The organism is Caballeronia sp. A2-2 (assembly GCF_057612605.2).
On sequence record NZ_CM172587.1, the window covers coordinates 1008450 to 1033504 of the forward strand.

Here is a 25055-nt window from a genome sequence, read left to right on the forward strand (position 1 = left end):
AGAGCATAAAAAATGGGCAGAATCATCGGCATCGACCTCGGCACCACGAATTCTTGCGTGGCGCTGATGGAAGGCAATCAGGTCAAGGTAATCGAGAATGCGGAAGGTGCGCGCACCACGCCGTCGATCATCGCTTACATGGACGACAACGAAGTGCTCGTCGGCGCGCCGGCGAAGCGCCAGTCGGTCACCAATCCGCGTAACACGCTGTACGCGGTCAAGCGCCTGATCGGCCGCCGTTTCGACGAAAAGGAAGTGCAGAAGGACATCAAGCTGATGCCTTACGCCATCGTCAAGCACGATAACGGCGATGCATGGGTCGAAGCGCACGGCAACAAGCTCGCGCCGTCGCAAGTGTCGGCAGAAGTGCTGCGCAAGATGAAGAAGACCGCTGAAGACTACCTCGGCGAGCCGGTGACGGAAGCCGTCATCACGGTTCCGGCGTACTTCAACGACAGCCAGCGTCAGGCAACCAAGGACGCGGGCCGCATCGCCGGTCTGGAAGTCAAGCGCATCATCAACGAACCGACGGCAGCCGCGCTCGCGTTCGGTCTGGACAAGGCTGAAAAGGGCGACCGCAAGATCGCCGTGTTCGATCTGGGCGGCGGCACGTTCGATATCTCGATCATCGAAATCGCGGATGTGGACGGCGAAAAGCAGTTCGAAGTGCTCTCGACGAACGGCGATACGTTCCTCGGCGGTGAGGACTTCGACCAGCGCATCATCGATTACATCATCGGCGAGTTCAAGAAAGAGCAGGGCGTCGATCTGTCGAAGGACGTGCTCGCGCTGCAACGCCTGAAGGAAGCGGCGGAAAAGGCCAAGATCGAACTGTCGTCCACGGCGCAGACCGACATCAACCTGCCGTACATCACGGCGGATGCCACCGGTCCGAAGCACTTGAACCTCAAGTTCACGCGCGCCAAGCTGGAAGCGCTGGTCGAGGATCTGATCGAGCGCACCATCGAGCCGGCGCGCATCGCCATCAAGGATGCGGGCGTGAAGGTGGGCGATATCGACGACGTGATCCTCGTCGGCGGCATGACGCGCATGCCGAAGGTGCAGGAGAAGGTCAAGGAGTTCTTCGGCAAGGACCCGCGCCGTGACGTGAACCCGGACGAAGCCGTGGCCGTGGGCGCCGCGATTCAAGGTCAGGTTCTGTCGGGCGACCGCAAGGACGTGCTGCTGCTCGACGTGACGCCTTTGTCGCTCGGCATCGAGACGCTCGGCGGCGTGATGACGAAGATGATCAACAAGAACACGACTATCCCGACGAAGCACGCGCAAGTGTATTCGACGGCGGACGACAACCAGGGCGCCGTGACCATCAAGGTGTTCCAGGGCGAGCGCGAAATGGCCGCGGGCAACAAGCTGCTCGGCGAGTTCAACCTCGAAGGCATTCCGCCCGCACCGCGCGGCACGCCGCAGATCGAAGTGACTTTCGACATCGACGCGAACGGCATTTTGCACGTCGGCGCGAAGGACAAGGCAACGGGCAAGGAAAACAAGATCACCATCAAGGCGAACTCGGGTCTGACGGACGCGGAAATCGACAAGATGGTGAAGGACGCCGAAGCCAACGCCGAGGAAGATCACAAGCTGCGTGAACTGGCGGATGCGCGTAACCAAGGCGATGCTTTGGTCCACAGCACGAAGAAGGCCGTCGCGGAATACGGCGACAAGGTCGACGCGAGCGAGAAGGAAGCCATCGAAACCGCTTTGAAGGAACTCGAAGACGCGCTGAAGGACAACGCGGGCGACAAGGCCACCATCGAAGCGAAGATCGAAGCGCTGTCGCAGGCATCGCAGAAGCTCGGCGAAAAGATGTACGCCGACATGCAGGCGCAGCAAGGCGCGGCGGCGGCAGCAGCCGGTGCGGCGGGCGGCGCGGGTGCGGGTGCATCGGCGGAAGCGGGCGCGAACCATGCCGACGACGTCGTTGACGCCGACTTCAAGGAAGTGAAGAAGGACTAAGTTGGAAGCGGGCTTTTTGCGCGAGTGGCGACATTCGCGCAAAGGCCGGCGGCATGACCGGGACGCGTGACGCGTCTTACGTGTAACGCGCCTGGCGAGCCTCACGGCTCCCCGGGCACGTTGTTTTTTCAGAGGCGTCTTGTCCGAAGGCAGTGTTCGGACGGGGCGTGAGAGGTACACAGCCCGGACTTCGCGGTCCGGCGCATCAGACAGGACTGTCGCGTGACGCGCGGCGGCATCGAACCGACATGGCGAAACGGGATTACTACGACATTCTGGGCGTCGCGAAGAACGCGAGCGACGAAGAGATCAAGAAGGCGTATCGCAAGCTCGCGATGAAGTATCACCCTGATCGCAATCCGGACAACAAGAAGGCCGAGGAGAATTTCAAGGAGGCGAAGGAAGCCTACGAAATGCTCTCCGACCAGCAAAAGCGCGCGGCCTACGACCAATACGGTCACGCGGGCGTCGATCCGAACATGGCAGGCGCGGGTGCGCAAGGTTTCGGCGGTTTCGCGGATGCCTTCGGCGATATTTTCGGCGATATCTTCGGCCAGACGGCAGGCGGCGGCGCGCAGGGCGCGCGCGGGCGCGGCGGTCCGCAGGTGTATCGCGGGGCGGATTTGCGCTACAGCATGGAAATCTCGCTGGAGCAGGCGGCGCACGGCTACGACACGCAGATTCGCGTGCCGAGTTGGGTGAACTGCAATATTTGTCATGGCTCGGGCGCGAAGCCCGGCACCAAGCCCGAAACCTGCCCGACGTGTCACGGTCAGGGCCAGGTGCGCATGTCGCAAGGTTTTTTCAGCATCCAGCAGACGTGCCCGAAGTGCCACGGCACGGGCACATATGTTCCGGAGCCCTGCACGAACTGCCACGGTCAGGGCAAGGTGAAGGAAACGAAGACGCTGGAAGTGAAGATTCCGGCGGGCATCGACGACGGCATGCGCATCCGTTCGGCGGGCAATGGCGAGCCGGGCATCAACGGCGGTCCGAGCGGCGACTTGTACGTGGAAATCCACATCAAGCAGCACACCGTGTTCGAGCGCGATGGCGACGATCTGCATTGCCAGATGCCCATTCCGTTCACCACGGCGGCGCTGGGCGGCGAAATCGAAGTGCCGACGCTCGCGGGCCGCGCGAGCTTCACAGTGCCGGAAGGCACGCAGTCGGGCAAGACGTTCCGTCTGCGTGGCAAGGGGATCAAGGGTTTGCGTTCGAGCATTCCGGGCGATCTCTACGTGCACGTGCAGGTAGAAACGCCGGTCAAGCTCACCGACACGCAGCGCGATCTGCTCAAGCAGTTCGAGAAGTCGCTGTCGGAAGGCGGCGCGCGGCACAGCCCGCAGAGCAAGAGCTGGTTCGACCGCGTGAAGAGCTTTTTCGATTGATGCGGATGGGCCGTTTAGTTGAGCCGCACCCCGTGCGGGCACGACGATGAAATCTGATGAGCGCGGCGCGGTTTTCGCGCTGCTCGACGATTGCGATGCGACCGCCGAAAGGCGGTCGAGTCGTTTGTACACCGGCTTCGCGCACGAACGCGTGTGCGCGGATGCGCTTGCGCTCGATGCGGTTTGCGCGGACGTCGAACGTGACTTGAACGATGGCCTGCACGCGGTCGTCGTCGCGGATTACGAGTTCGGACGTAACTTGCAATTTGGACGTGGCGGCGACCACGCTCTGCGTATGCTTATGTTTCGTCACTGCGCGATGCTTTCGCGTGACGAAGCCAGCACGTGGCTCGCCTCGAAGGACAAAGACAACGAAGCGGCGGGCATCGGCGGAATCAAGCCGAGCGTGACGCGCGATGAGTTCGATGCCGCCATCGCCACCATTCAGGATGCCTTGCGCGAAGGCGAGTCCTATCAGATCAACTACACGTATCGGCTCGATTTCGATGTATTCGGCACGCCGGTCGCGCTGTATCGGCGGTTGCGTGAGCGGCAAGCGGTGCGTTATGGCGCGCTGATCGCGTTGCCGGATGGGCGCAGCGTGGTGTCGTGTTCGCCGGAATTGTTCGTCGAGAAAGAGGGCGACAGGCTGCGCGCGCGGCCCATGAAGGGCACTGCGCCGCGCGAGTCCGCGCCGCAACTGCTGCGCGACGATCCGAAGAATCGCGCCGAGAACGTGATGATCGTGGACCTGCTGCGCAACGATATGTCGCGCGTCGCGGTTACGGGATCGGTGAATGTGCCTGCGCTGTTTTCCGTCGAGCCTTACGCGTCCGTTTGGCAGATGACGTCCACCATTGAGGCGCGCGTGAAGCCGGGAACGTCGTTCGCCGATATCGTGCGCGCGTTGTTTCCGTGCGGGTCGATCACCGGCGCGCCCAAATATCGCACGATGCAACTCATCGACGAGATCGAGACTACGCCGCGCGGGCTTTACACCGGCGCAATCGGCTGGCTCGACGCGAGTGGCGACTTTTGCCTCTCGGTCGCGATCCGCACGTTGATGATCGAGGCATCCGGCACGCGTGGGGAGTTGGGCATCGGCGCGGGCATCGTGCTCGATAGCGTCGCGGCGGATGAGTACGACGAGTGCTTGCTGAAGGCGCGCTTTCTGACGGGCGCGGAACCGGGCATCGAGCTATTCGAAACGGCTTTTGCGACGCGCGAGACCGGCGTTCGCCATCACGCGCGTCACGTCATGCGTTTGAAAAAAAGCGCCGCATATCTCAACTTCGCGTTCGATGAAAGCAAGCTCGACGAAGCAATCGCGCAAGCGTGCGCAGGCTTCGAAGCGGAACAGCCGTACAGGCTAAGAATCGCGCTGGACAAGAGCGGACGCATCGCGATCACGAGCGCGCCGCTTGTGCCGTTGAAGGCGAACACAGTCGACGTGCTGCTCGCATCCGAGCATGGTTTCGCGGCGCAATCGTCGCGCGATCCTTTGCTGCGCCACAAGACCACGCGCCGCACCGAATACGACCGCGCATGGAAGACAGCCGAAGCGCAAGGCGCATTCGACATGATCTTCACCAACGAACGCGGCGTGTTGACCGAAGGCGGCCGTTCGAGCGTCTTCCTCAAACTCGACGGTCAGTGGCGCACGCCGCCGGTCGAAGCAGGCGTGCTGCCGGGCGTGATGCGCGCGGTGTTGATCGAAGAACTCGGTGCTTCCGAGCAGACGCTTACTCTCGATGATCTGAACCGCGCCGAATCCATGCTCATCAGCAACGCTTTACGCGGCGGCGTGATGGCAAGGCTTCGGCGCATATGAACTGTACCTGTCAGACAGCGGCAGGTGACGTGTTGCTTTTTTCGCATGAGTTATCGTTTTACGGAACGATTCAAAGTTTAGGTTTGGGCTGTTGGAATTTTGGCTTGTGGGTGTTGGTGTCTTTTTGTCGTGCAATGGGCTTCTTTTGTCTGTGCTTTTATTGCAGTAGCCGCCTCCCCGGCGGGGGGGGTGACTTTCTTTGCTGCTGCAAAGAAAGTCACCAAAGAAAGCAGCTTTTTACCCCATGCACGATGGCTGGAGAGGGTTGGTCTGGATTAACCGATGCAGTGGCCGCATTAGGACTTGCCACGCATAACTTGCCGCTTAGGCAACCTAGCGATTACGCGCTCGATTATTCAAGTCTTAGTGGACCGCATTCATTCTTTCGGCCATGCGCTGCGCGCGCCGAGAACGTAAGAACGGAATCCCGCAGCCTATCAGCGCCCAGCCACATCATGCGTCTCCGCAAGATTGCTATTCGGCCCAACCTTGGTCAGTGCTTCGACTAAAGGTGACTTGCGTTGGTGTGCGCGCTTTGCCCAGAAGCGCTTACCAACGTAGGGCCCAATGGGGCAGGTGCGATGTGGTTTGATGAGGCTGGGCACTTATACGCTGCGGGATTCCGTTCTAGAGTTCTCGGCGCGCGAAGCGCATGGCCGAAAGAATGAATGCGGTCCACTAAGACCAAAGGATTCGAGCGCGAAATCGCGAGGTTGCCCACGCGCTTAATCGAACGTGGGACATCCTAACGCGGCCACTGTATCGTTAATTCAGACCACACTCTCCAGCCAGCGTGCGGAGGGGTAAAAGCTGCTTTCTTTGGTGACTTTCTTTGCAGCAGCAAAGAAAGTTACCCCCCCGCCGGGGAGGCGGCTACTGCATAAACAAAACAAACAAGAGCAGCCCTTTGCAAGACAGAACAAAAAAATCAAACCCAAGACCAACTACAGCAAAAACAAACACCGTCTGTCAGATCAAGCGCTCCTGTCTACATATAAATCACCATTCGGCGACGCTGCCATCCGCGTGACGCCACACCGGATTGCGCCAGCGATGCCCGACCTTCGCCATCTCGCGCACCTTCTCCTCATTCACCTCGATCCCAAGACCCGGCCCTTGCGGAATCGACACCATCCCGTCGTCGTACTTGAAGACTTCCGGATTCTTGATGTAGTCCAGCAAGTCATTGCCCTTGTTGTAGTGAATGCCCAGGCTCTGCTCCTGAATGAACGCGTTGTAGCTCACGGCATCGATTTGCAGGCACGTAGCGAGCGCAATCGGTCCGAGCGGGCAATGCAGCGCGAGCGCGACATCGTAGGCTTCGGCCATCGTCGCGATCTTGCGGCATTCCGTCAGCCCGCCCGCGTGCGATGCGTCCGGCTGAATGATGTCCACATAGCCGCCCGCCAGAATGTGCTTGAAGTCCCAGCGTGAATACAGCCGCTCGCCGAGCGCAATCGGCGTGCTCGTCTGATTGACGATATCGCGCAGCGCCTCGACGTTCTCCGACAGCACCGGCTCCTCGATGAACATGAGCTTGAACGGATCGAGTTCTTTCGCGAGCACCTTCGCCATCGGCTTGTGCACGCGTCCATGAAAATCCACGCCGATGCCCACGTTCGGCCCGACCGCCTCGCGCACCGCGCGCACGTTGTCGATCACGCCCTGCACCTTGTCGAACGTATCGATGATCTGCAACTCTTCCGAGCCGTTCATCTTCACGGCCTTGAAGCCGCGTTCGACCACGGCGCGCGCGTTGTTCGCGACGTCGCTCGGACGATCGCCGCCGATCCACGAATACACCTTGATCTTGTCGCGCACCTGGCCGCCCAGCAGCGCGTGAACCGGCACGCCGTGATGCTTGCCGAGAATGTCCCACAAGGCCTGATCGACGCCCGCAATGGCGCTCATGCCGATCGGTCCGCCGCGATAGAAACCGGAGCGGTACATGACCTGCCACAAGTCTTCGATATGGCGCGGATCCTTGCCGACGAGATAGTCCGCGAGTTCATCGACGGCGGCGGCGACCGTGTGCGCGCGGCCTTCGACGACCGGTTCGCCCCAGCCCGTGATGCCCTCGTCGGTTTCGATCTTGAGGAAGCACCAGCGCGGTGGAACGATGAAGGTTTCGAGTTTGGTGATTTTCATGAGGCGTCTCCGTTGGGAATCGCCATGTTAGCAAAAGTCGGTGATGTAGTGCTATTAATAGTATTATTAGGCTTACGGTTCGGTATCGAATGCCCCATAATCGTGCCGAATCAAAAGCCCAAAAGGGAGACCGACATTCTTCGTGATCTGCATGGCCGCGTGGCCTTCGAACTCGGCACCGCCATTCTGCGCGGCGATTATCTGCCGCAAATGTCGTTGCCGCGCGAGGCCGAACTCATGGAACGCTTCGGCGTGAGCCGCACGGTTTTGCGCGAGGCGTTGCGCACGTTGACATCGAAAGGGCTGATCGAATCGCGGCCCAAGGTAGGCACGCGCGTGCGCGCAAAAGATTCGTGGAATCTGCTCGATGCGGACGTGCTCGAATGGTATTCGCGCGTCGCGCCGCCCATGTTGTTCGCGCTCAAGTTGCAGGAAATGCGCGAGATGATCGAGCCTTACGCGGCCGCGCTCGCCGCGGGCAATCACGAACCGCATACGGGCGAGCGTCTGGCGAAGGCTCACACGGCGATGGTCGCCGCGCAAAACGTGGATGAATGGGTGCGCGCCGATCTCGACTTTCATCTGAGCGTGCTGGCGGCATGCAGCAACGAATTGCTGATTCCGCTCGGCACGCTGATCGAGCGCACGCTGGAAGCGCAGTTGCGATTGAATGCGAAACGCGCGGAGGTGTTCAACGCATCGCTTGCGGAACACACGGCGGTGTTCGATGCCATCGTCGCGCGCGACGCGGATGCCGCGCGTCGCGCGATGGCGGGTCTTTTAGGCGTGACGCGCGGAAGGATCGAAGGTTAAATAAACCGATCAGGAATGCTTTTCGATCAGTTCGACCTTGTAGCCGTCCGGATCTTCCACGAAAGCAATCACCGTCGTGCCGCCTTTCACCGGACCGGCATCGCGCGTGACCTTGCCGCCCGCCTGACGAATGCGCTCGCACGCATCGGCGGCGCTGTCCACTTCCAGCGCGATATGACCATACGCCGTTCCCAGATCGTACTTCTCGACGCCCCAGTTGTAGGTCAGTTCGAGCACGCTATGTTCGCTTTCCGGCCCGTAGCCGACGAACGCGAGCGTGTACTTGTACTCGGTGTTCTCGCTTTGACGCAGCACTTTCATGCCGAGAATGCGCGTGTAGAAATCGATGGACCGTTGCAGGTCGCCGACGCGCAGCATCGTGTGGAGGAGTCGCATGATGGGGTTCCTGTTCTGTAGTGTCGTGTTGTGGGTGACTTCGTTCATCAGAGCGCCGGCAACAAATCCGGCGGATGATGCTTGAGCGTATGCCGCGCCTCGCGGAACTCGGGAAAGATGGATTCGACCGTCTGCCAGAAACGCGGGCTATGGTTCATCTCGCGCAAGTGCGCCAACTCATGCGCGACCACGTAATCGATGATTGACAGCGGAAAATGAATGAGCCGCCAGTTCAGGCGAATCTTGCCGTCGCTCGAACAACTGCCCCAGCGCGTGGCCGCCGACGACAGCGCGTACGTGTGAAACTTCACGCCGAGCTTGGCCGCGTAGACATCGAGTTGCTCGCCGAAAATGCGCCGCGCTTCCGATTGCAGCCAGCCTTGCACGCGGTCCTTGATCTGCTGCGCATCCGCGAGGGCGGGCAGGGCGAGGGAGAGCACGTTGGTGTCGCCATCGAACGAAAGCGTGCTGCCGCCTGAAATCGACACGCGCACCGTTCGCCCGAGATACGGCACCTGCGCGCCATCTTTCCACTCGATGCGCGGCAGCGCGCGCTGCTCCACACGCGTCTGCCATTCGGTCAGCTTCCGAAAAATCCAGTTCTGCTTGTCACCGATCGCGCTTTCGATATCCGCGATCGTCACCCAACGCGGCGCGGTAATCGACAACCCGGTTCCATCGATGCAAAAGCCGATGGTCCGCCGCGACGAACGCTTGAGCCGATACTCCAGCGTGCGCGCACCCAGCATGATGCGCCGCAGCCGCGCGCCATCCGGCAACTTCGCCACAGGCGGCGCGAGCGTGATGTCAGGCGATGTGGACGACGAAGGACTTTGCGCGGGCGGGACTTCACCGCGCAGCGACGAACCCGGCGCGGACAACACCGGCGCGTGCTCGAACGGGAGATCGAGTTGCCGGTTATCGAGCGCGACGGCGGGACGCTGCCGCGAAGGAGGCTTCTGCATCGGTTCGGCTTTGCGCTCGCGGCGCAAGAATGACGAGAAGAACGAGTAAGGCACGCCGTCGAACTGCGCTCGTGTGTCAGCGGCTCGCGCCTGCTCGACCGGCATCGGCCGGTTGCGCAGGCGTTGCAGCATAAGCGGCGGGATCGATGCGGCGCATCTCCGTTTCGATCCAGCTTTCGACACGCGTGTTCACTTCCTCGGGCGTGAGTCCGGCCGTATCGATCGGCTTGCCGACCGACACTGTGACTATACCCGGATATTTGGTGAACGAATGGCGCGGCCAGACGCGTCCCGCGTTGTGCGCGATCGGCACGACCGGCGCACCGGTCGCCACCGCGAAACGCGCACCGCCCGTCTTGTACTTGCCCTGCGTGCCGGTGCGCGTGCGCGTGCCTTCGGGGAACATGATGACCCACGCGCCATCGTCCATGCGTGTACGGCCTTGACGCGTGACGGACGTGAACGCATCGCGCCCTTGCTTGCGGTCGATGTGAACCATGTGCAGCAATCCGAGCGCCCAGCCGAAGAACGGCACGAACAGCAACTCGCGCTTGAAGACATAGCAGAGCGGTCGCGGCATGAGCGCGGGAAACGCGATGGTCTCCCACGCCGACTGATGCTTCGACAAGAGCACCGCCGGACCATCGGGCAGATTCTCCATGCCGGTGATCGTGTAGCGAATGCCGATCAGATGCCGCATCACGACGATGGTCGATTTGCACCAGCCCGCCGCCATCCAATAGCGCTTGTGCGCGCGCATGAACGGAAACGCGATGAAGCAGGCAGTCGCATACGGCACCGTGTACACGACGAAGTAGAGCAGCAACAACAGAGAACGGATGAAGCGCATTGAGTTTTTGTGTGATGCCCGCAATCGGATCAGTCGTGATGTTTGGCGAGGAACGCAAGCGCGAACGCGCGCAAGTCTTTGTGGACGAGAGTGCCTTCCGGCAGATTGCCTTCGGCGAGCGTCTTCTCGCCCTTGCCCGTCAGCACGAGATGCACAGGATGCCCAAGCAACGCGCCCGCTTCCAGATCGCGCAGCGAATCGCCGACGACCGGCGTGTCTTCGGGATCGATCTCGAAGCGGTCGATGATCTGCTGCAACATGCCGGGCCGCGGCTTGCGGCACTCGCATTGATCCTCGGCGGTATGCGGACAGAAGAACACGGCATCGATACGCCCGCCGACCGCCGCCACCGCGCGATTCATCTTCTGATGCATTGCGTTGAGCGCGGCCATGTCGAACAGCCCGCGTCCGATGCCCGACTGATTCGATGCAATCGCCACGCGATAACCCGCCTGATTCAGCCGCGCGATGGCTTCGAGACTGCCGGGAATGGCGACCCATTCGTCCGGCGACTTGATGAACGCGTCCGAATCGACGTTGATCACGCCGTCGCGATCGAGGATGACCAGCTTTCTGTTCGTGACCATGTGGGCAGCGCTCTCAGGCAGCGTTTTTAGGCAGCGAGCTTCGAAATATCCGCGACGCAGTTCATCTGCTGATGCAAGGCATGGAGCAGCGCGAGACGGTTGTTGCGCAACGCGGGGTCTTCGGCGTTCACCATGACATCGTTGAAGAAGGTGTCCACGCTTTCGCGCAACGCCGCGAGCGCGGTGAGCGCTTCCGTGTAGTTGCGCGCGGCGAGCTGGCTTTGCACGCGCGGCGTCACGGCTTCGATCTGCGCGTGAAGATTCTTCTCCGCCGGTTCGACGAGCAATTCGCTCTTCACCGATGCCGGCGCGCCTTGTTCCGACTTCTTGAGGATGTTCGAGATACGCTTGTTGGCCGCCGCGAGCGATGCCGCTTCCGGGAGCGCCGCAAACTCGCGCACCGCATCCAGACGCGCGACGATGTCATCCAGACGCGTGGGGTTCAGGCTCAGCACGGCTTCGATATCGTTCGCCTCGAAACCGCGCTCGCGCAGCAAACCGCGCAAACGGTCCATGAAGAACGCATACACCGCTTCCTGCGAATCAGCGACTTGCGGCACGTTCGCGAACTGCCGCTGCGCCGCCGCGACGAGCGCGCGAAGATCGATCGCCAGTTTCTTTTCGAGCAGGATACGCAGCACGCCGAGCGCATGACGGCGCAGCGCGAACGGATCTTTCTCGCCCGTCGGCGCAAGCCCGATGCCCCAGATTCCGACGATGGTTTCCAGCTTGTCCGCGAGCGCGACCGCCGCGCCCACGCCGGTGGACGGCGTGTCGTCGCCCGAGAAACGCGGCTGATAATGCTCCGAACACGCGATGGCGACATCTTCGGGCTCGCCGTCGTGACGCGCGTAGTACGTGCCCATCGTGCCTTGCAGTTCGGGGAATTCGCCGACCATCTCGGTGAGCAAATCCGCTTTCGCCAGACGTGCGGCGCGACGCGTCAACGCGACATCGACGCCGATCATCGGCGCGATCTCACCGGCCAGCGCTTCGAGACGCTCGACGCGTTGCAACGCCGAACCGAGCTTGTTGTGATAGACCACATTCGCCAGACGCGGCACGAGGTCTTCGAGCCGCTTCTTCTTGTCTTGCGTGAAGAAGAACTTGGCATCGGCCAGGCGCGGGCGCACCACGCGCTCGTTGCCTTCCACGATCTCGCCGGGCGTCTTCGTATCGATGTTCGACACGATCAGGAAGCGCGAGCGCAGCTTGCCGTTCTGGTCCGTGAGGGCGAAATACTTCTGGTTGGTCTGCATCGTGAGGATCAGGCATTCCTGCGGCACTTGCAGGAATTCCTCGTCGAAGCGGCATTCGTAGACGACCGGCCATTCGACCAGCGCGTTCACTTCGTCGAGCAGCGACTCCGGCATCACCACGCGGTCGCCGCCTGCCAGCGCCTGCAACTGCACGCGGATCGATTCGCGGCGATCCTCGAAGTTCGCGACGACGCGGCCCTTGTCGCGCAACGTCGCGGCGTAGTCATCCGCATGCGCAATCGCGACGAAGCCTTCCGACATGAAGCGATGGCCGATGGTGGTATCGCCCGCATCGATGCCGAGCGCGCTGACGGGCACCACGTCGCGGCCATGCAGCGCGACGAGCCGTTGCACCGGACGCACGAACTGCACGCTGGTGCCGTCCGGGCGCTGATACGTCATGACCTTCGGAATCGGCAGCTTGGCGAGCGTTTCATCGAGCGCGGATTGCAGGCCGGCGGCGAGCGTCGCGCCCGGCGCGGCATAGCGCAGGAAGAACGCTTCGGCCTTGCCGTCCTGCGCGCGTTCGAGTTCGGCGAGCGGAAAGTCGGGGAAGCCGAGCGCGGCGAGCTTCTTGGCGAGCGGCGGCGTGGGATTGCCCTCTTTGTCCAGCGCCACCGACACCGGCAGCACCTTCTCGCGCACCTGCTTTTCCGGCGCGACATCGCGCACGTTCTTGATGAGCACCGCGAGGCGGCGCGGCGTGGCGTACTTCTCGAATTCCGGCGTGCCTTCGATCAAATCGCGCGCGACCAGACGCTCGACGATGCCATCGGCAAACGCAGTGCCCAGACGCGCGAGCGCCTTGGGCGGCAATTCTTCGGTAAGCAGTTCGACGAGGAGCGTCGCTTGATTGGATTGCGTCATTGTTCTGTCGAGCCTCGTCAAACCTGTTCGTTGTTGCGGCTTTCGCCCGGCGGCGTGCTTTCCACGCGCATCGCCGGCGCCCACGCGGGACGCGCGGCTTCTTCGCTGGCGGTCACGAGATCGCGGTCGCCCTTCACGGGGTTGCCGAGCATCGGGAAGCCGAGCGCCTCGCGCGAATCGTAGTAGGCCTGCGCGACCAGACGCGACAGCGCGCGAATGCGGCCGATATACGCCGCGCGCTCCGTCACGGAAATGGCGCCGCGCGCATCGAGCAGATTGAACGTGTGGCCGGCCTTCAGCACGAGTTCGTAGGCGGGCAGGGCGAGCCTCGCATCGATCATCTTCTTCGCTTCTTCCTCGTAGCTCTTGAAGAAGGTGAACAGCAGATCGACGTTGGCGTGTTCGAAGTTGTAGGTCGATTGCTCGACTTCGTTCTGGTGATACACGTCGCCATAAGTCAGGCGACGCAGCACGCGCCCGTTCGGGCCGTCTTCTTCCCATTCCGTCCACACGAGGTCATAGACGTTCTCGACCTTTTGCAGATACATGGCGAGCCGTTCGAGACCGTAGGTGATCTCGCCGAGCACCGGCTTGCAGTCCAGACCGCCCGCTTGCTGGAAGTACGTGAACTGCGTCACTTCCATGCCGTTCAGCCACACTTCCCAGCCCAGACCCCACGCACCGAGCGTCGGGTTTTCCCAGTCGTCTTCCACGAAGCGCACGTCGTTCTGCTTCAGGTCGAAGCCGAGCGCTTCGAGCGAGCCGAGGTACAGATCGAGGATATTGTCCGGCGCGGGCTTGAGCACCACCTGATATTGATAGTAGTGCTGGAGGCGATTCGGGTTCTCGCCGTAGCGGCCGTCTTTCGGGCGGCGCGACGGCTGGACATAAGCCGCGCGCCACGGCTCCGGGCCGATGGCGCGCAGGAACGTGTGGACGTGCGAGGTGCCCGCGCCGACTTCCATGTCGATCGGCTGAAGCAGCGCGCAGCCCTTGTCGTTCCAGTAGGACTGCAGCGTCAGAATGATTTGCTGGAAAGTGAGCATGATTGCCTTGAATGCGGACCGGAGGCGGCGCGCACGTTATAGCTTGCGATGGCGCGGCGTCGGGGCTCGGCTTGAGGTGCGGAAACGTTGAATTTTAGCGTATCGGGCGATACTCGCGGCTTTTTGGGAAAGCGCGCGGCGCGCGTTCTGGTTCGCGGTCACGGCTTTGTGTCACGCAGCAGGCGCGGATCTGGCGGGCGTGGTCCTCAACAGACGATAAAGCATCCAGCCTCCCACGGCGCCGCTTGCGATCGACAGCGCGATGCCTTCCATCGACCAGTAGCGAAACATATCCGTCGAGGTGCCGGGGTCGTCCGCGTGAACGAAGCCCATGATCGTCACGCCGGTGTTCACGCAGCAATGAACGAGAATGGACGGCAACAGCGAGCGCGTGCGTTCGTACAACTTCCCCAGCAGCAGTCCGAGCAGAAACGCCAGCATGAATTGATGCACGTTCATGTGCGCCATTCCGAACACGCCCGCCGAATGGACGATGGCGATACCGCGTGGATACTGCTGCAGGAAACTGCGCAACATGACGCCGCGAAACAGCATCTCCTCGACGCAGGGCGCGATGACGCAAACGAGCACGATCGCGCCGAGCTTTCCGCCGAACGGCGCGTTGTACATGGTCCATTCGGCTTGCGGAAAAGGAAACACGAGGCCGACCAGCCACATCAGCGCGGTATCGGCGAGCAGCAGTCCCGGCGCGGCAAGCAGGATCGGCACCACGAAAAGGCCAAGCGTTGCACCGACCGACGCTTGGCCTTCATGCAGCAACGCGCCATAGCTGCGCCCGGAATGATGCAGCAAGACGGTGAAGAGAACTCCGCAAGCCAGCACGCGCGCAATACTCGCAATGTGAAATGCCTGCAATCCGGCACTTCGGCACGGACCCGACACGAGCGCGTTGGTGAGCATCTCGATCAGGAAAAGCAGAACGACGAGAAAGAAGGCTTCGAGGAGATTAGGGAATTGATACTGACGGTGACGCGACAACATTTAAAGAAACTCCGGCCCGGCAATGCACCCGCGCGGAGCGGCCAAACGCGGGCCGACGAGCGCACGCATGACCGGGAAAACCAAAACGGATTAAGGGACATGCCAAGCGAACGAGGCACGGGCGCTTTGCGCGCACGTGCCTCGTTTCGATGGACGAAGGAGCATGTTAGCGGGTGGCGTCGCCGCCCGAGCCGCACTATCTCGAAATGGCCGTCACGTTCGCTTGCGCGATGGCGCGAACGCAAGCCCAAACGCCAGCAACAACACCGACACCACGATCACCGTCATATTCCCGCTCGTCACATAAGGCGTGTTCCCCGCCATCCCTTGCACGCGCGCTTCGAGAACGCCTGTCGTAAACGTCGGCAGCTTCGACACCACCTTGCCATCCGCATCGATCACCGCCGTCATGCCGGTATTCGTGGCGCGCAGCATCGGCCGGCCGGTTTCGAGCGAACGCATGCGCGCAATCTGCAAATGCTGATCGAGCGCGATGGTGTCGCCGAACCAGGCGAGATTTGTCGAGTTCACCAGAATGCCTGCGGGCGTTTCCTGCTCGCGCAACGTGCGCGCGATTTCCTCACCGAAGATGTCCTCGTAGCAAATATCCACGGCCACCGGCTGGTTCTTCACGATGAACGCCTTCTGCGCGACCGGCCCGCGCGCGAGATCGCCGAGCGGAATGCCCATCAGCCGCACGAACCAGTGAAAGCCCGTCGGCACGAATTCGCCGAACGGCACCAGATGATGCTTGTCGTAGCGATACACGCCATCCACGTGCGGCGTGACGCCGAACAGGCTGTTGGTGTAATCCGTCGCGGTGCCGTCCGGCAGCATGGTCACGCCGATCGCACCGAACAGCACCGACGTGCCCGTGCTGTCCGAGAACCGGCGAATGGCGATCGCGAAGTCCTGCGGAATCTGCACGGACAGCACGGGCAACGCGGTTTCCGGCGTCACCACCAGATCGGCCGGTTTCTCCGTGATGAGCCGTCGATACAGCGCGATGGATTCATCCACGCCCGCCTGCTCGAACTTCATCTCCTGCTTCACGTTGCCTTGCAGCAGCCGCACATCGAGCGGCGCGTTGGCGGGCGTCGTCCAGTGCGCGAACGACAGCAACATGCCCGCGACGATCATCGCAAGCGCGATAACGGCAGGCGTGATCGCATGACGCCGGTTCAGCCTGAAGTGATAGACCGCCTGCACGACGAGCGCCGCCACCAACGCCAGCACCCAGCCGACGCCATACACGCCTGCCACCGCGCCGAAACCGGCGAGCGGGCCATCGACTTGCGCATAACCGCTCGCGAGCCACGGAAAGCCGGTGAACACGAGACCACGCAGCCATTCGCCCAATGCCCAGGCGCTTGCGAAGGCGAACGCGCCGTGCCACGTCGGCGCGAAACGCGGGGCGGCATCGATCTCGCGCGCGGTGTTCGCGTCTTCATCGCCGAAGCGCGCGCGGCCCGCGACCAGCGACCACATCGCGCCCGACAACGCCGGATAAACCGCGAGATACAGACAGAACAACGCGACCGCCGCAGCCGCAAGCGGCGCGGCCATCCCGCCATAAACGTGCATGCTCACATAAAGCCACCACACGCCCGTCACGAAGTTGCCGAAGCCGAATGCCCAGCCCGTCGCGGCGGCGCTTTTCCAGCCGCCGGTGCGCGAGAGCCACGCGAAGAACAGCGTGAAGATGACGAGTTCGATCCACCCGCCATGCGGCGTCGGCGCGAACGAAAGCGTGTTGGCCGCGCCGAGCACGGCGGCGACGAGGTAATGCCAGAACGGCAAGGCGCGCGGGGCGGTCGTGCCGCCGGCATCGCGTTGACGGGAAAGAGAGCGAAACGATGAGTCGGCCATTGATCGAGCGGTGGCGGAGGGCGCGGAAGGGAGAGTGTGTGTGGCGCTCAAGCGCCGGAGCCGGCGTCGCCACCGGCTCGGAGAATGTCAGCGTGCGTCAGTCGCGCAGTTCGTCTTCATCGTCGTCCATGCGATGGTGTTGCTGCTGCGCGAGATTCGGCGCGCGCCGCACGAGCAGCACGTGAATCTGCCGCGCATCGCCACGCAAAATCTCGAACACGAAATCGTCGATGCGCACCTTCTCGCCCCGATGCGGCACGCGCCCGAAGCGATGCGTCACAAGACCGCCGATGGTGTCCACTTCGTCATCCGAGAAATCGGAGCCGAATTCTTCGTTGAACTGTTCGATGCCCGTCAGCGCGCGCACGCGATGCTTCCCGTCCGGCGTCGCGATTATATTGCCGGCTTCCTCGTCGAAGTCGTATTCGTCCTCGATATCGCCGACGATTTGCTCCAGCACATCCTCGATGGTGATGAGGCCCGCGACGCCGCCGTATTCGTCGACCACGATGGCGATGTGATTGCGGTTCACGCGGAAGTCGTGCAGCAACACGTTCAGCCGCTTGGACTCCGGAATGAACACGGCGGGGCGCAGCATGCCGCGCACGTCGAATTCTTCCTCGGCGTAATAGCGCAGCAGGTCTTTTGCAAGCAGCACGCCGATGATGTTGTCGCGATTACCCTCGCACACCGGATAGCGCGAGTGCGCTTTTTCGAGCACGAAAGGAATGAATTCGGCGGGCGTGTCGGAGATGCTGATCGCGTCCATTTGCGCGCGCGGCACCATGATGTCGCGTGCGCAGAGATCGGACACTTGAAAGACGCCTTCGATCATCGAAAGCGAGTCGGCGTCGAGCAGGTTGCGCCCGTGCGCATCCTGAAGCACTTCGAGCAGTTCGTCGCGCGACTCCGGCTCGTGTGAGATGAAATCGGTCAGGCGTTCGAGAAGCGAACGTTTTTCCTGGGGTTTCTCGGGGCGTCGACTGGGATAGGGTTCGTTCATAGCGTTGCGCCCGGAACTTCCGGGCGCGTGTGGATGGAAAGTTAAGCATACACCAAGGGAAAACGCGGCCGGGGTGAGGCAGCAGGCCGCTGGCGTCAGGTCATGCTAGCCGATCAATATGTCGGCATGGGGGCGCTGGCCAAACGGATGAGGCCTGTAAAACATCATAAGTTTCGGCGATGAAAACATGGCTCATGCTTGCCTACACCGTCTCAACAAAGCCTCCAACGCCCGATCCGGCATTCCGCTTTCGCGCAACGCCTCGACCGTTCGGCTGACGTATTCGAACGTGGTGCCATAACGCCCGCTGGCACAGCCGAGCACGGTCCGCACGACAGGATCGGCCAGCTTGCCGGTGTAGGACGATGCGTCGCGCCGCATCACAAACGCAAGCGCCGCAACACGCCGGCCATCCGCGAGCGTGCAGGGCAGCCACGCGGGGCGGTACGACGCCATCGCCATTTCGCGTTTCCAGAGGACTTCGAGATGCGGAATCGCGCCTTCGCCCGCGAGCCGAAACGCCATGCCGGTGCACGAGCCGCCGCGATCCAGCGCGAGCACAAGCCCCGGCTGCTCCGGCGTTCCGCGATTCACGCGCGACCACAGATACAGGCCGCGATGATAGCCATGCACCTTGCTGCGCACGGCTTCGAGCGTCGGCAAACCGGGATTCCAAATGAGCGAGCCATAACCGAACAGCCAAAGGTCCGATTTGCGGTCCCAGTGAGCAAGCGCCGCCTCACGCGAAACGGCCAGTTCTTCATCGGATAGGAGCGCGGAATCGACGAGCGCGGGCGGATAGCCCGGACAGGGCGTCGCCGGCGCATCGGCGCAGGGGTCGGAAAGGGGTGAGGACTCGGGCAGTTTGTCGTTCACGGCATCGAATCGGTGGCGGCGGCTGAACGTTTTTAGGCCAAAGGCACGTACGGATCGGTAAAGCCCAGAGACTGCATGATATCCGTCTCGATGGATTCCATCTCTTGCGCCTCGCTTTCGACTTCGTGATCGTAGCCTTGCGCATGCAGCGCGCCGTGCACGAGCAGATGCGCGTAATGCGCTTCCAGCGGCTTGCCCTGTTCGGCGGCTTCCCGCTCGACCACCGGACAGCACAGAATCAAATCGCCGGTCACGGGATCGTCTTCGGATTCCGCATACGCGAAAGTCAGCACATTGGTCGCGTAATCTTTCTGACGATACGTGCGGTTGAGCGCACGGCCTTCTTCCTCATCGACGAAACGCACGGTCAGCTCGGCATCCGCGAACAACGAAGCCTTGATCCAGCGCATGACCGTCGCACGCGAAAGCATCGCCTTGTGCGACGGATACGCTTTCGCCGCAGGAAACTGCAACGTGAGATTCAAACGCGGCGTCATTCCGGTTTCTGCGATTGCGACTGTTGAGCCTGACGCGCCGCCTCGGCGATGGCGGCATCCTTCTGCGACTGCGCGTCGTAAGCCTCGACGATGCGCGCCACCAGCGGATGCCGCACCACATCCGCCGACGTGAAATGCGTGATGGCAATGCCGCGCACTTCCGACAGCACATGCTGCGCCTCGATCAGCCCGCTCTTGTGGCCGCGCGGCAAATCGACCTGCGTGGTGTCGCCGGTCACGACCGCCTTCGAGCCGAAGCCGATCCGCGTGAGGAACATCTTCATCTGCTCGGGCGTGGTGTTCTGCGCCTCGTCCAGAATGATGAACGCGTGATTCAGCGTGCGGCCGCGCATGTAGGCGAGCGGCGCGATTTCGATCATCTGGCGCTCGAACATCTTCGCGGTTTTATCGAAGCCGAGCAGATCGTAAAGCGCGTCATACAACGGACGCAGATACGGATCGACCTTCTGCGCGAGATCGCCCGGCAGAAAGCCGAGCCGCTCGCCCGCTTCCACGGCCGGACGCGTCAGCACGATTCGCTTGACCTGATCGCGTTCGAGCGCATCGACCGCGCACGCCACCGCGAGATAAGTCTTGCCCGTGCCCGCCGGCCCGATGCCGAAGGTCACGTCGTGCGCCAGAATCTGCTTCAGATAGTCGCGTTGCGCGGGCGTGCGTCCGCGAAGATCGGCGCGGCGCGTGTAGAGCTTCGGGCCGTGGTCTTCGTCGTCGCCCAGATCGATGGTCGCGCTCGGTTCGTCGAACGGATGATCCGGGTCGCCGCGAAAACGCGGATCGACTTCCGAACCTTCGCCGTTGGCCTCGCGCGCATCTTTTGCGCGGCGCGTGACGTGATGCGCTTCGACCAGCGCGAGCTGGATGTCATCGACGGAAAGCGGATCGCGCGCGCGGTTGTAGAAGTTTTCGAGCGCCGCGAGCGCCACCTTGGCACCGCGCCCGCGAATCGAAATCTTGTGGCCGCGACGCGAAAGCGTCACGTCGAGCGCCTGCTCGATCTGCCGCAAGTTTTCATCGAGCGGGCCGCAGAGGTTGGCGAGCCGCGCGTTGTCCTCGCGCGGTGCGGTGAATTCCAAATGCTGCGTGGGAGCGTTCTTCAAAGTGAACTTGGGTTCCTGTCTTTAGTGCGTCAGTTCGGGCGCCATCACGAGTTCGCCGCGCAAGGAATGCGGATACGCATGCACGATCTGCACGTCGATCATCTGGCCGATCAGGCGCGCGTGCGTTTCGACCGGCGCCGGAAAATTGACGACGCGATTGTTCTGCGTGCGCCCCGCGAGTTCGTTCGGGTCCTTGCGCGCCGGGCGCTCGACCAGAATGCGTTCGATCTTGCCGACCATCGACTGGCTGATGCGCTGCACGTTTTCCTCGATGGTCGCCTGCAAATGTTGCAGACGCTTGAGCTTGACTTCGCGCGGCGTGTCGTCGTGCAGGTTCGCGGCGGGCGTGCCGGGACGCGGACTGTAGATGAACGAAAAGCTCGTGTCGTAGCTCATCTCGTGGACGAGCGTCATCATCTTGTTGAAATCGTCTTCGGTCTCGCCGGGAAAGCCGACGATGAAATCCGTCGACAGCGACAAGTCCGGACGAATGGCGCGCAGACGGCGAATGACCGACTTGTATTCGAGCACCGAGTAACCGCGCTTCATCGCCATGAGAATGCGGTCCGAGCCGTGCTGCACCGGCAAATGCAGATGCGAGACGAGCTTCGGCACTTTCGCGTAGGTATCGATGAGGCGCTGCGTGAATTCCTTCGGATGCGAAGTCGTATAACGAATGCGCTCGATGCCCGGCACTTCCGCGACGTATTCGATCAGCGTGGCGAAATCCGCGATCTCGTCCGCGCCGAGCGTGAGCGCGCCGCGATAGGCGTTGACGTTCTGGCCGAGCAGCGTGACTTCGCGCACGCCCTGATCGGCCAGACCGGCGATTTCGGTGAGCACGTCGTCCAGCGGACGCGAAACTTCCTCGCCGCGCGTGTAGGGCACCACGCAATAACTACAGTACTTCGAACAACCTTCCATGATCGAGACAAACGCGCTCGGACCATCCACGCGCGCGGGCGGAAGGTGATCGAACTTCTCGATTTCCGGGAACGAGATATCGACCTGCGCGCGGCCCGTGGCACGGCGCTGATCGATCATGGCCGGCAGCCGATGCAAGGTCTGCGGACCGAACACGAGATCGACATACGGCGCGCGCGCGACAATCGACGCGCCTTCCTGGCTCGCCACGCAACCGCCCACACCGATCAGCAGATTCGGGTTCGCTTCCTTGAGTTCGCGCACGCGGCCGAGATCGGAGAACACTTTCTCCTGCGCCTTTTCGCGCACCGAGCACGTATTGAACAGAATGACGTCCGCGTCTTCGGGCGTGTCCGTCTTGACGAGGCCTTCCGCCGCGCCGAGTACGTCGACCATCTTGTCGGAGTCGTACTCGTTCATCTGGCAGCCAAAGGTCTTTACATAAACTTTCTTGGTCATGAATCGTCGCCGGTCGCAGTGGTTAACCTGGGGGCGTCTATAAAAGTGATGGATGGGAAGGCTTCGCGTGCCGTTTGCGTGCTATCACGTATTCCGCACGAATCTGCCTGCTTTTTACTGTAATTTAGCCCGATATTATAGCGCCGACGGGCATTTCCGACGCGCTCGCGTGCCCGCTGTTCCTTTTGCAAACACTGCGCCATCTTCAAGTTTCCTTTGAGGATGATTCAACTCGCAGGCCCATTTTCAGGCGTGTGCGGAAAACGCAGAATCGCGTTCAGTTCCACTCCACGCGTTCATGCTCATGCAACTCGATCACGTCACGCTCGTCGCGCCCGATTGCGACGCGATCATGCGCTTTTTCGTCGATGTCGCCGGGATGGCCGTTGGCGCGCGTCCGCCATTCGGCGTTACCGGGTATTGGCTGTATCTCGATGGACGGCCTGCGGTGCATCTGACCGCGTCCACTTTGTTCGCGGCTTCGACCGAAAAGCCCGCGGCGGCGCGCATCGACCATGTGGCTTTTCGTCTTGCCGATGCAAACGAATGGGCGGCGCTGATCGAACGCCTCGCCCGTCACGGCTATCCCTACCAGTTCGCCGATGTGCCGCTCACAGGCGAACGCCAGCTTTTCGTGCGGCTCGCGCCGGGTGTCGTCGTCGAGTTCGTCATCGCGCGGTCCCGAATGCCTTCGTAATACTGGCGGATATTTGTCTACCGCTATGATGGCTGCTTCAATCGCGGATTTGGGCAACTCGCCAACATGATCGACCATCTCATCTGTGACTGCGACGGCGTGCTCGTCGATAGCGAAGTCATCGCGGACCGCGTGATGCTGGACGTGCTGACGGAGACGTTTCCCGGCATCGACTTCAAGCCCGCTGTGAAGAGCGCGTTCGGCCAGCAGACTTCGCGCTTTCTCGCCGGGCTCGAAACGCAATTCGATATCGTGATGCCGCCGGACTTTACCGGCACGATCGAAGCGCGCGTGCTGCACGAACTGGAGCACTCGGTCGGACCCATCGCGGGTGTGCGCGCTGCGCTCGAACAGTGCGGTTTGCCGGTGGCGGTGGTGTCCAATAGTGGCCTCGAACGCGTGAAGACGTCCTTGCGGCGCGCGGGACTCGAAGAAATCATGGGTGAGCGCGTGTTCAGCGCGCAGCAGGTCGCGCGACCCAAGCCCTATCCCGATGTCTATCTGTTCGCAGCCCGAACGCTCGGCGTCGATCCCGCGCGCTGTCTCGTGGTCGAGGACAGCATTGCCGGACTGACGGCGGCGCGCGCGGCGGGCATGAAGACCGTCGCGTTCGTCGGGGCGAGCCACATTCCCGACGGATACGCGCAAGTGCTGCACGAAACCGGCATCACGCGAATCTTCGCGCATATGGACGAGTTGCCCGCGCTGGTGGCGGCGGGCATACGCGGCGATTTCGGCGACGTGCTTTCGTAACGTTCGGAACATGGCGGATCAGCGGGCGTCCGCCCAAACCTTGGCGGCATCGACGGCACGCTTCCAGCCTGCGACGTTCGTCTCGACTTCCTTTTGAGGCATGGACGGCGTGAAGCGACGATCCAGTTGCCACTGCGCTTTCAATTCCTCCACATCCTTCCAGTAACCGACCGCGAGTCCCGCAAGATACGCCGCGCCCAGCGCAGTAGTTTCCGACACGCGCGGGCGCACGGCATCGACGCCGAGCATGTCAGCCTGAAACTGCATGAGCAGATCGTTGGCGCACGCGCCGCCATCCACGCGTAATTGCGCGATGTGTGTGCCGGCATCCGCTTCCATGGCGCGCAAAACATCGAGCGACTGATACGCGATGGCATCGAGTGCCGCTCGCGCGATATGCGCCGATGTCGTGCCGCGCGTGACGCCGAACATCGTGCCGCGCGCGTGTGCGTTCCAGTGCGGTGCGCCCAGCCCGGCGAACGCGGGCACGAGATACACGCCATCGCTGTGCGGCACGCTGCGCGCGAGCGCTTCGATCTCGCTCGCGTGGCGGATCAGGCCGAGCCCATCGCGCAACCACTGCACCACCGCGCCCGCGATAAAGATGCTGCCCTCAAGCGCATACGTCACGCGATCGCCAATCTGCCAGGCAACAGTCGTGACGAGATTGTTGCTCGACTCGATCGGCGTATCGCCTGTGTTCATGACAAGAAAGCAGCCTGTGCCGTAAGTGTTCTTCACCATGCCGACGTCTGTGCACATCTGTCCGAACAGTGCGGCGTGCTGATCGCCCGCGATGGATGCGAGCGGCAGGTCAGCGGCGAACACTGTGCCTTTCGTCGTGCCATACACTTCGGAAGACGTGCGCACTTCCGGCAGCATGCTGCGCGGAATATCGAAGGCGTCGAGCAGTTCGTCGTCCCAACGGCAGGCGTGGATATCGAAAAGCATGGTGCGCGAGGCATTGGTGATGTCGGTAACGTGCAGCTCGTGCCGCATGAAGTTCCACACGAGCCAGCTATCGACAGTGCCGAATGCCAGCCGGCCTTGCTTCGCCTTGTCGCGAGCACCTTCGACGTTATCGAGAATCCAGCGGATTTTCGTGGCCGAGAAGTAGGCATCGATTGGCAAACCGGTTTTCGCGCGAACGAGCGCTTCGAGTCCGCGCTCGCGGAATTCATCGCACAGAGATGCCGTGCGCCGGTCCTGCCACACGATCGCGTTGTACACCGGCTTGCCGGTTTCCCGGTCCCACACGATGGTCGTCTCGCGCTGATTCGTGATGCCGACCGCCGCAATCGACGACGCGCCCACGCCCGCGCGCGTGACAGCCTCGGCGGCGACGCCGGCCTGCGTGGACCAGATTTCCAAAGGATCGTGTTCGACCCAGCCCGCCTGCGGATAGATCTGCCCGAACTCCTTCTGCGCCACCGACACGATGTTGCCGCCACGGTCGAACAGCATGGCGCGAGAACTCGTCGTGCCCTGATCGAGCGCGAGAACGTATTGATCCTGCATGGTCTCCTCCTTTTTGAGCGGGCTTTGCGTGCGGTAAGTCTGCACGAGCAATCTATCGGAGGCGCAGCGCGTCCACAACCTGGCCGGATGGCATAGGCAAAAGTGCAGTTTTCGTCCGCAATGCCCGTGGATTGCAGATTGGCCTATGCCATTCGGCCGAGTGGCGCGAAGGCCCAGATCGTTCGATACTGAGGGCTCGAATCAATGCAGAG

Annotated in this window: 21 protein-coding genes; 6 read left to right on the forward strand and 15 right to left on the reverse strand. The window is 62.0% G+C overall.

Annotated elements, in window-relative coordinates:
• The first annotated feature begins 12 nt into the window (after positions 1 to 12).
• The 3 genes from dnaK (at position 13) to pabB (ending at position 5196) form a co-directional block, all read left to right on the forward strand.
• Entirely contained in the window at positions 13 to 1974 is a 1962-nt protein-coding gene (dnaK, locus tag ACZCWR_RS04815) for a molecular chaperone DnaK (RefSeq protein WP_487302583.1), read from the forward strand.
• 248 nt (positions 1975 to 2222) lie between these two features.
• Positions 2223 to 3365, forward strand: coding sequence for a molecular chaperone DnaJ (gene dnaJ, locus ACZCWR_RS04820; protein ID WP_487302584.1), 1143 nt, complete (start codon positions 2223 to 2225; stop codon positions 3363 to 3365).
• Positions 3366 to 3411: 46 nt separating this feature from the next.
• Positions 3412 to 5196, forward strand: a complete 1785-nt coding sequence (gene pabB, locus ACZCWR_RS04825; RefSeq protein ID WP_487302585.1) for an aminodeoxychorismate synthase component I — start codon at positions 3412 to 3414, stop codon at positions 5194 to 5196.
• A 999-nt stretch (positions 5197 to 6195) separates the two neighbouring features.
• Here the strand turns inward: pabB and dgoD are convergent.
• Positions 6196 to 7344 carry a galactonate dehydratase gene (dgoD, locus tag ACZCWR_RS04830; protein ID WP_487302586.1) on the reverse strand — a complete coding sequence of 383 codons (1149 nt, stop codon included), beginning with the start codon at positions 7342 to 7344 and terminating at the stop codon, positions 6196 to 6198.
• A gap of 102 nt (positions 7345 to 7446) precedes the next feature.
• Here dgoD and ACZCWR_RS04835 point away from each other — a divergent pair, with 102 nt between their 5' ends.
• Positions 7447 to 8157 carry a FadR/GntR family transcriptional regulator gene (locus ACZCWR_RS04835; RefSeq protein ID WP_487302587.1) on the forward strand — a complete coding sequence of 237 codons (711 nt, stop codon included), beginning with the start codon at positions 7447 to 7449 and terminating at the stop codon, positions 8155 to 8157.
• A gap of 9 nt (positions 8158 to 8166) precedes the next feature.
• Here the strand turns inward: ACZCWR_RS04835 and gloA are convergent, their stop codons facing one another.
• The 13 genes from gloA to miaB all read right to left on the reverse strand — a co-directional run bounded on the left by gloA (position 8167) and on the right by miaB (position 21875).
• Positions 8167 to 8553 carry a lactoylglutathione lyase gene (gloA, locus tag ACZCWR_RS04840; RefSeq protein WP_487302588.1) on the reverse strand — a complete coding sequence of 129 codons (387 nt, stop codon included), beginning with the start codon at positions 8551 to 8553 and terminating at the stop codon, positions 8167 to 8169.
• Between the two features lie 47 nt (positions 8554 to 8600).
• A complete protein-coding gene (locus tag ACZCWR_RS04845) occupies positions 8601 to 9518 on the reverse strand; it encodes a M48 family metallopeptidase (protein WP_487303247.1) in 918 nt (305 codons plus the stop codon).
• 76 nt (positions 9519 to 9594) lie between these two features.
• Positions 9595 to 10368 (reverse strand): lysophospholipid acyltransferase family protein, encoded by a 774-nt coding sequence (locus tag ACZCWR_RS04850; protein WP_487302589.1) that lies wholly within the window; start codon positions 10366 to 10368, stop codon positions 9595 to 9597.
• Between the two features lie 29 nt (positions 10369 to 10397).
• Positions 10398 to 10955 carry a D-glycero-beta-D-manno-heptose 1,7-bisphosphate 7-phosphatase gene (gene gmhB, locus ACZCWR_RS04855; RefSeq protein WP_487302590.1) on the reverse strand — a complete coding sequence of 186 codons (558 nt, stop codon included), beginning with the start codon at positions 10953 to 10955 and terminating at the stop codon, positions 10398 to 10400.
• Between the two features lie 26 nt (positions 10956 to 10981).
• Entirely contained in the window at positions 10982 to 13081 is a 2100-nt protein-coding gene (gene glyS / locus ACZCWR_RS04860) for a glycine--tRNA ligase subunit beta (protein WP_487302591.1), read from the reverse strand.
• A gap of 17 nt (positions 13082 to 13098) precedes the next feature.
• Entirely contained in the window at positions 13099 to 14127 is a 1029-nt protein-coding gene (glyQ, locus tag ACZCWR_RS04865) for a glycine--tRNA ligase subunit alpha (protein ID WP_487302592.1), read from the reverse strand.
• Positions 14128 to 14298: 171 nt separating this feature from the next.
• Complete coding sequence (locus ACZCWR_RS04870) at positions 14299 to 15129, reverse strand: CPBP family intramembrane glutamic endopeptidase (RefSeq protein WP_487302593.1); 831 nt, start codon at positions 15127 to 15129, stop codon at positions 14299 to 14301.
• A 213-nt stretch (positions 15130 to 15342) separates the two neighbouring features.
• Positions 15343 to 16998, reverse strand: a complete 1656-nt coding sequence (gene lnt / locus ACZCWR_RS04875) for an apolipoprotein N-acyltransferase (RefSeq protein ID WP_487302594.1) — start codon at positions 16996 to 16998, stop codon at positions 15343 to 15345.
• 97 nt (positions 16999 to 17095) lie between these two features.
• Entirely contained in the window at positions 17096 to 18001 is a 906-nt protein-coding gene (locus tag ACZCWR_RS04880) for a CorC family transporter (RefSeq protein ID WP_487302595.1), read from the reverse strand.
• Positions 18002 to 18193: 192 nt separating this feature from the next.
• Complete coding sequence (locus ACZCWR_RS04885; RefSeq protein WP_487302596.1) at positions 18194 to 18877, reverse strand: gamma-glutamylcyclotransferase; 684 nt, start codon at positions 18875 to 18877, stop codon at positions 18194 to 18196.
• A gap of 32 nt (positions 18878 to 18909) precedes the next feature.
• Complete coding sequence (gene ybeY / locus ACZCWR_RS04890; RefSeq protein WP_487302597.1) at positions 18910 to 19374, reverse strand: rRNA maturation RNase YbeY; 465 nt, start codon at positions 19372 to 19374, stop codon at positions 18910 to 18912.
• On the reverse strand, positions 19371 to 20492 hold the full coding sequence (locus ACZCWR_RS04895; protein ID WP_487302598.1) for a PhoH family protein: 1122 nt from the start codon (positions 20490 to 20492) through the stop codon (positions 19371 to 19373). The genes ybeY and ACZCWR_RS04895 overlap by 4 nt, the downstream gene beginning before the upstream one ends.
• A gap of 21 nt (positions 20493 to 20513) precedes the next feature.
• Positions 20514 to 21875, reverse strand: coding sequence for a tRNA (N6-isopentenyl adenosine(37)-C2)-methylthiotransferase MiaB (miaB, locus tag ACZCWR_RS04900; protein WP_487302599.1), 1362 nt, complete (start codon positions 21873 to 21875; stop codon positions 20514 to 20516).
• A 304-nt stretch (positions 21876 to 22179) separates the two neighbouring features.
• Here miaB and ACZCWR_RS04905 point away from each other — a divergent pair, with 304 nt between their 5' ends.
• Entirely contained in the window at positions 22180 to 22572 is a 393-nt protein-coding gene (locus ACZCWR_RS04905; protein ID WP_487302600.1) for a VOC family protein, read from the forward strand.
• A 66-nt stretch (positions 22573 to 22638) separates the two neighbouring features.
• Positions 22639 to 23325, forward strand: a complete 687-nt coding sequence (locus tag ACZCWR_RS04910; protein WP_487302601.1) for an HAD family hydrolase — start codon at positions 22639 to 22641, stop codon at positions 23323 to 23325.
• A gap of 18 nt (positions 23326 to 23343) precedes the next feature.
• On the opposite strand, the gene glpK is transcribed toward ACZCWR_RS04910, so the two are convergent.
• Complete coding sequence (glpK, locus tag ACZCWR_RS04915) at positions 23344 to 24843, reverse strand: glycerol kinase GlpK (RefSeq protein ID WP_487302602.1); 1500 nt, start codon at positions 24841 to 24843, stop codon at positions 23344 to 23346.
• Positions 24844 to 25055: the final 212 nt, after the last annotated feature.